The following is a 9319-nucleotide window of genomic DNA, read 5'->3' on the forward strand; positions in this document are numbered from 1 at the left end:
GTCACCGCCAGGCCCCCGGTTCCGTGGGGGACCACCGCCGTCCCGGCGCCGGTCGCCCCGACGTCCGCACCGGGCCGCGGTCCGTGGGCAGGGCGGTCCGGGCGGTCTTCCCGGGGCGCGGTCAGGGGGCGTCGGCGCGCCCGTACCGGTCCAGGAGCAGCCGGGAGCGGGCCACGACCCCCTCCTGGGGCACCGGCACCGGCGGCGCTCCCTCGGCCAGGAAGCGCTCCGCGATCCCGGTCAGCTCGCGGTCGAGCTCCGACGCCGCCGCCGACCGGTCCGAGAGGGCGCGGGGCAGCCCCCGTGACCAGGCCGCCCAACGGGGCCGGTGGTAGCCGCCGACCAGCCCGGACCACAGCCGGGCGGCGTAGTCGTCGAGCACGGTGTCCTCGGTCGTGGTCCACACGGTGAGGATGCGGCGGGCGTTGTCCCGCAGGACCCGCCGCTCGTCGTCGTCCGTGGCCCACGCCTCCGCCCGGGCCTCCCAGGTCGCGTACCGGTACTCGGGACGGGTGGCCAGCAGCGCGTCGAGGTCGTCGAACACTCGCAGGAACCGCGCGACCCCCTCCTCCGGGACCTCACCGCGCCCCGCCGCCGCCTCCACCAGCTCCGCGTACCGGTGGTCGCAGACCCTGGACAGGACGGCCATGGCCACGTCGACGAGGTCGCCGCCGAGGGGGCCGTCCGCGAGTGCCGGGTGCCGCTCGGCCGCGCCCACCAGCGCCTCCCAGGCTCCGACGAGGTCCGCCCAGTCGTACCAGACCAGACCGGCGGCGTCCGTCCGGACGCGGTCGGGGAAAGCGAGGTCCGCGTAGCCGGGTCGCGCGGTCAGCACCCCGTTGAACTGCTCGGGGAAGATCCGCACGTCGGAAGCGCCGTAGACGGTGGCGTTCAGCCCCCGCCAGGCTGCGAGCAGGGCCGGGTCGGCGTCCGCGCCGTAGCGCCCCCGGACGAACCCGGGCAGCCAGTCCCTGCGCACGTCCTCCGTCCGGGTCCACGCCTGGTCGGCCACGAGGTGGAAGAAGGCGGGGTTGTTCCGGGTGCCCTCCATGGCCAGCCCGAGCCCGACGGGCCGGTTTCCCGTGGCCTTGGCCGCGTTGATCCCGTCCACGGCGCCCTGGAGGTCCCCGATCGGGTCGGTGCGGCCGCCGAAGTTGAGCAGCGCGCACCAGATCCAGGCCTTGGAGCCGAACGAGTCCAACCGGGACCACTGCGGGTCCTCCTCCGCCCACAGGTCCAGGACCAGCACCCGATCGTCGGGGATCGCGTCCAGGAAGGCGTTCACCCGGGAGTCGGACCAGAAGTCCCGCTGGTACGAGAACGGCCAGGCCTGGAGGACCCACACCGCGTCCGGGTCGGCCCCGGTCAGGCCGTCCAGGGTGGCCCGGGCCACCGCACCGGGGAAGGCGGGGTCGGCGTCCACCGGCACCATCTCGATGAAGGGGTCGATCGCGTACAGGTGGTCGGTGCCCAGCAGGCGGGCCTGGACGCCCGCGACCTCCTCCGCCGCGCGCGCGTACAGGGGGTCGGCGGGGTCCAGGACGTGGGTCCGGAAGCCCTGCCAGTCGCGGGTGCGGGTCCGGCCCGGGGCGAGTCCGGCGGGGACGTGGCCGGTGAATCCGGGGAGCACCGGGGTCATGCCGAACGAGCGCTGGCGTTCGAGCACCCTCCGGGCCAGGTCCAGGTGGGCGTCGATCCACGAGGAGGGCATCGGGTCCGGGAAGCCGTCCAGGTTGCCCATGTACTGCCAGGGCAGGTAGCCGGGACCGCCCAGGAACCGCAGCACGGTGGACTCGTCCAGACCGAGCCCGGTGAGGGCCTCGCGCAGCACCGCCTCGTGGCCGAGCAGGGTGAGCGGCATGGTGACGCCGTGCAGCGCCATCCAGTCGGTCTCACGCTCCCAGTCGTCCCAGCCCCAGTAGGCGGACGTGTACCCCTGCGTGCAGAAGTTCAGGTAGTAGAGGTGCTCGGTCTCGGCGGTCCCCCGGGTGGGCGGGGCGTCAGGGAACTCCGTGACGGGCAGCGGCCGGGGGGTGTCCCAGCCGACCGCGACCGCGCAGACGGTCCGCAGGTAGGTGTGCACCCCGACGGCGGCGGCGAGGGCGTCGGTGGCGGCGACAGTGAGGACGCCCGCCTCGGCGCCGAACTCGAAGGACCTCTCCCGCGCGTCGAGTGACAGGAAGTGGACATCCGGATGGCCTCGGCCGAGAATCCTGGTGACCAACCCGGTCACCACTGAATCCCAAATTGGAGGATCTGTTGCTATAGCGGACATTTAGGTTATCCAAGTTGCGTCGTGAGAATTCAGTTACGTACAGTACATAATTGATCTGAGGCCGGACAAGCCTTGGGGTACCAGGCTCCGGTTCCGGCTTCGGGGTGGGGAGCGCGGTGTCGGATCCCGTGCGACCTGCGAATTCCGCGCCGGAGTTTCCTTCGTTGACCCGCCGTTCCGGGGGTTGGGAAGTCGGTTTCCCCAGGACGCCCGGCACCCCCCGACAAAAAGGATCAACGGAGAATCAGGATGCCCCCCAAGGAAAAGGTTCTGCGCCCCGCCGCGTTCTCGCTGGCGGGCGCGGCGGCCGTGCTCACGCTCACGGCCTGCGCCGCCCTCTCCGGCGGTTCCGCCCAGGACAACACACCGGACGACGTCTCCACCGACATCAGTGACACGGAGGCCACCCTGACCCTGGCCTTCGCGGACGACCCTCCCACCCACGAACTGGTGGAGGGGTTCACGGCCATGTACCCCAACGTGAGCATCGAGCTCCAGCAGACCCAGTTCACGGACTACGTGAAGACCATCAGCCTGTCGATGACCTCGGACGACGCCCCCGACATCGCCCAGTACAACCCCGGCGCGATGCGCTCGCTCATCCCCGGCGGCCACATCCTCAACCTCGACCCCTACGCCGAGGCCTACGCCTGGGACGAGACCTTCCCGGAGGCGACCCTGGAGCCGCTCCAGTCCAACGAGGAGGCCACCGAGTTCGCCACGGGCAGCCTCTACGCGGCACCCGGAGCCCTCTCCGTCCTGGGCGTCTTCCACAACACCGAGGTCATGGAGGAGGCCGGGGTCCCCGAACCGCCCGCCACCCTGGAGGACTTCGAGGCCGCCCTCGAACTCGCCCACCAGGCCGACATCGCCCCCATGAGCGTGGGCGGCCTCGAAGTGGGCGGCTTCCAGATCTGGAACGCCCTGCTCAACGGCCTCGGAGACCGCGACGACTACAAGGACTGGGTGTACGGAGCGGAGGGCGCCACGATCGAGACCGAGGCGGCGGCCGAGGCCACCGAGACCTTCCACCGCTGGGTCGAGGCGGGGTACGTCCCCGAGAGCGCCAACGCGACCTCGGACAACGACGCCCGCGCCGAGTTCGTCGACGGCGACAGCATGTTCCTGGTGACCGGGAACTGGGCCGCCTTCGAACTGGAGGCGGAGATGGGCGACGACGTGGGCTTCCTGCTCATGCCGGGGACCGCCGTCGACCAGGCCCCGGTCGCCTCCGGCGGCAGCGTCGCCTACGCCGTCTCCTCCCACACCGAGCACCCGGACGTGGCCGCCGCGTTCCTCAACTACCTCAGCAGCGTGGAGGCGGCCGAGATCCAGCTGGCCACCGGCTTCATGCCCGTCGACACCCAGGCACCGACCGAGAGCTACGGCCTGCTGAACGAGGTCAACTTCGGCTTCTCCACGGTCGCTGACAACGAGGGGATCGTCCCGTTCCCCGACCACGCCGCACCCGGCATGATCGACCAGCTCACCCCCGGGATCCAGGGGCTCATCTCGGGGAGCGCCACCCCGGAGGAGTTCCTCGCCTCCTTGCAGGCCGAATGGGAAAGCCACCATGAGTGACGGCGCGCCAGCGCACCCGCACACCACGCCCGCCCCCGCGCCGACCCACGGTGCCGGGGGCGGGCGCCCGCGTCGGTGGCGGCGGGTCCGGACCGGGCTCAAGGGGTGGCTCTACCTGCTGCCCGCCCTGGCCGTCTACGGCGGCTTCGCGATCTACCCCGCGCTGAGCACTTTCTCCTTCTCCTTCCTGGACTGGGACGGCGTCCAACCGCCGACCTGGGCCGGAGTGGAGAACTACACGCGGGTCGTCACGGACCCGCTCCTGGCCGGGGCGATCGGCAACGGGCTCGTGCTCATCGTCTTCTTCTCCTTCGTCCCCATCGCGGTGGGTTTGCTCATGACCGGGCTGCTCACCGCCCGGGGCGGCCGGGGGACGACCTTCTACCGGACGGTCTACTTCCTGCCCCAGGTGCTGCCCCTGGTGGCGGTGGGCACCACCTGGCGCTGGCTCTACAGCGGCGACGGCGCCGTCAACGAGTTCCTGGGAGCGGTGGGCCTGGACGGGCTGACCCGCTCCTGGCTGGCCGACTACCACTTCGCGCTGATCGCCCTCGGCCTGATCGGCACGTGGTGCATGAGCGGCCTCTGCATGGTCCTGTTCATGAGCGGTGCCCAGAAGATCGACCCCGCGCTGCACGAGGCCGCCGCCCTCGACGGGGCCGGACGGATGCGCCGGTTCCGCCACGTCACGCTGCCCGGGCTCCGCAAGGAGATCAGCATCGCGGGCGTCATCACCACCATCGCCGCGCTGGCCAGCTTCGACCTCGTGTACGTCACCACCAACGGCGGCCCCGCCGGACAGACCAACGTCCCGGCGCTGCTCGTCTACCGGCTCGCCTTCAACGAGGGAGACATCGGCGCCGCCAGCGCGCTCGCCGTGGTCCTGACCCTGCTGGTCGTCGCCCTGGTCAGCGTCATCCGCCTGCTCGCGAGGGAGAAGTGATGCGTCAAGACGTCCCCGTCTCGGTCCTGCGCCACGGCGTGCTGGCGCTGATCGCCGTGCTCGTGCTGTTCCCCTTCCTCGGGATCGTCCTGGCCGCCCTCCACCCCACCGGGAGCGCGGTCGGCGGCCTGAGTGTGCCGCAGCAGTGGTCGTGGGAGAACTTCCGGCTGGCCTGGGAGGCGGGGCGCTTCGACCAACTGACCAGGTCCGGCTTCGTCATCGCCGTGTGCGTCGTGCCGCTGACGGTCTGCTTCGCGACCCTGGCCGGGTACGCGCTCTCGATCCTCGGCGTGTGGGGCGGCCGGGTGCTCTCCCTGGGCTTCGTCCTGGGCCTCACGCTCCCGGTGGAACTGCTGGTCATCGCCCTGTACCTCAACCTGCGGGAGGTGGGGCTGACCAACACCTACACGGGGGTGGTCCTGGCCGAGGTCGCCCTGTTCCTGCCGTTCGGCGTGTACTGGATGCAGTCCCACTTCGCCGGGGTCCCCAGGGAACTGGTGGAGGCGGCGCGGGTGGACGGCGCCCGCGACAGCGTCGTGCTCGCCCGGGTGCTGCTCCCGATCTCGTGGCCCGCCGTCACCACGCTGTCTGTGCTGGTGTTCATGTGGTCGTGGAACCAGTTCCTGCTCATCCTCGTGATGATGCAGACCCCGGCCCTGCGCACCGCGCCCACGGGCCTGGGACTGTTCGTCGGCCAGTACGGGACCGACATCCCCCTGCTCTCGGCGGCCAGCCTGATCGTGATCGCTCCCATCGTGGTCGTCTACCTGGCCTTCCAGCGCAGCTTCGTCAACGGCATCACGCGGGGCGCCGTGAAGGGGTGAGAAAGGGTGACGGCGGGGCGGAGGTCCCACCTCCGCCCCGCCGTCACGCCGACTCCGCTAGCTGGCTTCCCGGCCCGCGGCCCGGACCGCGAGGCCGACCGCGCCCATGACGGTCAGCAGGACGGCCAGCCCGCCCCACACCATCGGCTGGGTGACCAGCATGTCCCCGGACGCCTGCCCCGGGGTTCGTCCGCCGTCGCGGCCGGTCACCGTGACAAGCAGCAGGACGACCACGCCGACGGCGGCCAGGAGGCGGCCGCAGAGCCGGGCCGGACCGGCGAGCGCCGGACCCCGGGTGAGGTCGGCGCGGGTGAGACGCTCCTCCGGGCGCAGCGGGGCGAGCAGCCGGGCCAGGAACAGCAGGGCCACGGGGAGCTGGAGCGCCCAGACGAAGGTGCGGAACGCTCCGTCGAACCACACGTTCGTGCCGTACAGCAGGGTGTGCCACACGCTCAGCACGTAGACGACGATGACGAAGCGGTGCAGGACACGCCACAGCCGGGACCCGGTCCAGGCGCGCACGTAGAACGACAGGCTGAGCGGGATCGCCAGGTAGAGGGCGATCAGACCCAGCAGGATGGCGACCTGGCCGGTCCCCGTGGAGTAACCGCCCGGCACGAACACGTCGACGAACGCCGAGAACAGGAGCGGGAACGCGCCGAGGCCGTCGGCGTTCTCCCGGAGGAGTTCGAGGAAGAACGCGAGGGCGTGGCCGAACATCAGCCCGATGGTGGTGACGCTGGTGACCCGGTGCCAGCGCTCCAGCCGGGAGAGGTTGACGGGCGACGAGGGCAGCGGCCTGGTGGCGCGCAGCAGGCCGAGCATCACGGTGATCCACGCCCACAGCAGCGCGGACCAGCCGAAGGCCTGGCAGGCCCAGTACAGCCAGTACCGCTGGGCGTCGGCGAGGTGGGGCATCACCTCCAGCGTCCGCGAGGTTCCGCCCTCGACGCGCAGGTACAGGACCACGAACATCACGAAGGTCACGGCGAGGGCGGCGGTCGCGTCGAAGAGCAGGTGACGCAGGTCGGATCTGAGGGTGCGGCGGTCGAGCCGGGGTCTTCTCCCGGCGCCGGCGGAGCGTTCGGGGGACGGGGAGGGGTTCATGTGGGGTCTCCCAGAGGGGGTGGGGGGACGGGACGACGCCGCGGCGTGCGAGGGGTTTCCCCACGGCGATCACAGTGAACCGGAGCGGTCCGTCCGCCGTCCATCCCCCTGGGAGCGGTCCGACGCACGGACGCCGACGGGCCCCTTCCGTGTGGGAGGGGCCCGTCGGTGCGCGTCGGCGAATCCGGTACCGGCGGTCAGCCCGCCGGGGACGGCTCCTCCGCCTGGGTGGCCACGTGGTGCCCGGACGAGGAGGTGTCGGGTTCGGTGCGCAGGTCACGCAGGAAGCTGACCACCACGCCCACGATGACCACGAGGAAGGGCGCCGAGGCCACGATCACCGTCTGCTGGAGGACGTTGAGGCCCCCGGAGAGCAGCAGGATGATCGCCAGGGCACCGGTCACCGCGCCCCACAGCAGCAGGATCGGCGTGCGGGGCCGGATGGACCCGTGGGTGGTGAGCATGCCCAGCACGTACGTGTTGGCGTCGGCCCCGGAGACGAAGAAGAGCACCGCCAGGATCACCACCAGCGTCGCCGTCACCATGGGCAGCGGGAACTCGGCCAGGGTGACGAAGAAGGCGCTGTTCAGGTCCGCCGCTGTGGCCCCGGCGATGTCCGTGCCGTGGTTCAGGTCCAGGTCGATGGCCGCGCCGCCGAACACGGAGAACCACGCGAAGAAGGCGAGGCTGGGCATCCCGAGGACGACCAGGATGAACTGGCGGATCGTGCGGCCGCGCGAGATGCGGGCCAGGAACACACCGACGAAGGCGCCCCAGGACACCCACCAGGCCATCATGAAGTAGGTCCACATCTGGAGCCAGTCGGTGTCACCGAAGGCCGGGCCACGCAGGCTCATCAGCAGGAACTCGCCGCCGTACTGGCCCAGGGACTCCAGGAAGAGCGAGACGAGGAAGGCCGTCGGGCCCAGGAACAGCACGAAGACGAAGAGCACCGAGGCCACCGACAGGTTGATCTCGCTGGTGTAGCGGATGCCCCGCTTGACGCCCGAGGCCGCCGAGAGGCTGAAGAGCACCGTGACCACGACCACGATGACGACCTGGGTGGTGGCTCCGGTGGGCGTGCCCAGGATGCGGTTCAGGCCGTTGTCGATCTGGAGCGCGCCCAGCCCGAGCGAGGTGGTGGTGCCGAACAGGGTCGCGAAGACCGTGAAGACGTCGATGGCCTTGCCCGCCGGGCCGTCGGCGTGCCGTCCCAGCAGCGGCCGGAACAGCGCGCTGACCAGGCCGGGCCGCTGCTTGCGGTACATCGAGTAGCCCAGGGCCAGGCCGAAGACCGCGAAGATGGCCCAGGCGTGCAGGCCCCAGTCGTAGAAGGAGTACTGGAGCGCGAGGACGGCGGCCTGGGGGGTTCCCGGCTCTGCCAGGTCGTGCGGGGGAGCCGCGAAGTGCGAGATCGGCTCGGCGATGCCGTAGGAGACCAGGCCGATGCCCATGACCGCGCAGAGGATCATGGCGATCCAGGTGTGCGTGGCGAACTCGGGGCGGTCCTCGTCGGCGCCCAGCCGGACGCGGCCGTAGCGGCTGAGGGCCAGCCAGACCAGGAGCCCGATCAGGAGGAGGGGGAGCAGCAGGTACGCCCAGCCGAAGCTGGAGGTGATCCCGTTCAGGGCGGTGTTCATCGTGGACATCTGGTGTTCCGGAGCGACCACGCCCCAGACCACGAACAGGGCGGAGATCGCGAGGGAGGCCCAGAAGACCACCCCGACGGTTCTTCGCCCGGCCGGAGCGTCATTCATGTGTCGACACCTTTCGAGCGATCCGCGCCGCGGTCACGGGGGACACACGGGGTGGGGCGTCGCACGGCGGTGGGCAGTGGAGTACGACCGTTCTGGGGTCGAGTGGACGTCGCACGGGAGTGGACCGCCTGTTCGTCGGTGGAAGATCGGAACCCGGAGGACCGTCCCGGAGCGCGCATGGCGACGGGCGCCCTTCGACGCCGAACGGAACAGCGGGACGGTCGGTGTCGAGGCGAGTGGGACGGAGTCCGGGAGAACGAGAACAGCGTCGCGAAGGGTCCGCGACGCGGGTGCCGGTGGCGGCCACGGCTGGGACGGCCCCTGACCGAGTCAGCGCCCGGCGAGGTCGACAGCACGGCTGCGCACTGACTCGAAAGGCCTTCGCGCAGCTCCGGACCGGAGTGCGGACCGGCCACCGCTCGTGGTCCGACCTTCGCGTACCGACCTCGTTGGGCGGTGTGAGAGCGGTCGAGCCCCACGGGGCCGAAGAGCTGGAAAAGGCCTCCGGACGAGCGTACTCGCATGTGGGAGCGGGGACGCCACCCCGGTGGCGCGGAGCTCGGGGCCGACACGGGGGCGGGGAGGGAGCGGACGACGGCCCGTCCGGAGTCAGGAGGAGGCGGGGCGCGTCCTCCGGCGTCGACCACGGCCGACCACGCGGGTGGGGTGTCGGACCTACCGGCGGGGGCCGGGGAGACCGGGCGTCGGTGGGACCGGGGGAGGGCGCCAGGCCCTGCCCCTCGGGCGTTCGGGGGAGAAGGGGTCCGGCGTGGCGCCGCGTGGCGGGGGCGCCACACCGCGCCCACCAGAGGGTGTGCTCTGGCCCCGGAGC

At 71.4% G+C, this 9319-nt stretch carries 6 protein-coding genes; 3 read left to right on the plus strand and 3 right to left on the minus strand.

Annotated elements, in window-relative coordinates; all coding sequences use genetic code 11:
• Positions 1 to 121 precede the first annotated feature (121 nt).
• Complete coding sequence (locus tag ACRWK8_RS01470) at positions 122 to 2275, minus strand: alpha-N-acetylglucosaminidase (RefSeq protein ID WP_431867795.1); 2154 nt, start codon at positions 2273 to 2275, stop codon at positions 122 to 124.
• A 249-nt stretch (positions 2276 to 2524) separates the two neighbouring features.
• Between ACRWK8_RS01470 and ACRWK8_RS01475 the strand changes: the two genes are divergently transcribed.
• The 3 genes from ACRWK8_RS01475 to ACRWK8_RS01485 are packed head-to-tail and all read left to right on the plus strand — an operon-like array spanning position 2525 to position 5623.
• The gene (locus ACRWK8_RS01475; RefSeq protein ID WP_431867797.1) at positions 2525 to 3856 is read left to right on the plus strand and encodes an ABC transporter substrate-binding protein; all 1332 of its coding nucleotides are present in this window, start codon (positions 2525 to 2527) and stop codon (positions 3854 to 3856) included.
• Positions 3849 to 4799 (plus strand): carbohydrate ABC transporter permease, encoded by a 951-nt coding sequence (locus tag ACRWK8_RS01480; RefSeq protein ID WP_431867799.1) that lies wholly within the window; start codon positions 3849 to 3851, stop codon positions 4797 to 4799. Before ACRWK8_RS01475 ends, ACRWK8_RS01480 begins: the two co-directional genes overlap by 8 nt.
• Positions 4799 to 5623 carry a carbohydrate ABC transporter permease gene (locus ACRWK8_RS01485; RefSeq protein ID WP_431867801.1) on the plus strand — a complete coding sequence of 275 codons (825 nt, stop codon included), beginning with the start codon at positions 4799 to 4801 and terminating at the stop codon, positions 5621 to 5623. Before ACRWK8_RS01480 ends, ACRWK8_RS01485 begins: the two co-directional genes overlap by 1 nt.
• A gap of 57 nt (positions 5624 to 5680) precedes the next feature.
• Here ACRWK8_RS01485 and ACRWK8_RS01490 read toward each other — a convergent pair whose 3' ends face one another.
• Entirely contained in the window at positions 5681 to 6730 is a 1050-nt protein-coding gene (locus ACRWK8_RS01490; RefSeq protein ID WP_378734583.1) for a ferric reductase-like transmembrane domain-containing protein, read from the minus strand.
• A gap of 197 nt (positions 6731 to 6927) precedes the next feature.
• A complete protein-coding gene (locus ACRWK8_RS01495) occupies positions 6928 to 8487 on the minus strand; it encodes a BCCT family transporter (RefSeq protein ID WP_431867804.1) in 1560 nt (519 codons plus the stop codon).
• Between the last annotated feature and the right edge of the window lie 832 nt (positions 8488 to 9319).

Source organism: Nocardiopsis eucommiae (assembly GCF_965344335.1).
Taxonomy (GTDB): Bacteria; Actinomycetota; Actinomycetes; order Streptosporangiales; family Streptosporangiaceae; genus Nocardiopsis; species Nocardiopsis eucommiae.

Bases quoted from the DNA above. Each gene is read 5' to 3' on its own strand.
- ACRWK8_RS01470 (WP_431867795.1), bottom strand. From the start codon at position 2,275: ATGTCCGCTATAGCAACAGATCCTCCAATTTGGGATTCAGTGGTGACC.
- ACRWK8_RS01480 (WP_431867799.1), top strand. From the start codon at position 3,849: ATGAGTGACGGCGCGCCAGCGCACCCGCACACCACGCCCGCCCCCGCG.
- ACRWK8_RS01485 (WP_431867801.1), top strand. From the start codon at position 4,799: ATGCGTCAAGACGTCCCCGTCTCGGTCCTGCGCCACGGCGTGCTGGCG.
- ACRWK8_RS01495 (WP_431867804.1), bottom strand. From the start codon at position 8,487: ATGAATGACGCTCCGGCCGGGCGAAGAACCGTCGGGGTGGTCTTCTGG.
- ACRWK8_RS01475 (WP_431867797.1), top strand. From the start codon at position 2,525: ATGCCCCCCAAGGAAAAGGTTCTGCGCCCCGCCGCGTTCTCGCTGGCG.
- ACRWK8_RS01490 (WP_378734583.1), bottom strand. From the start codon at position 6,730: ATGAACCCCTCCCCGTCCCCCGAACGCTCCGCCGGCGCCGGGAGAAGA.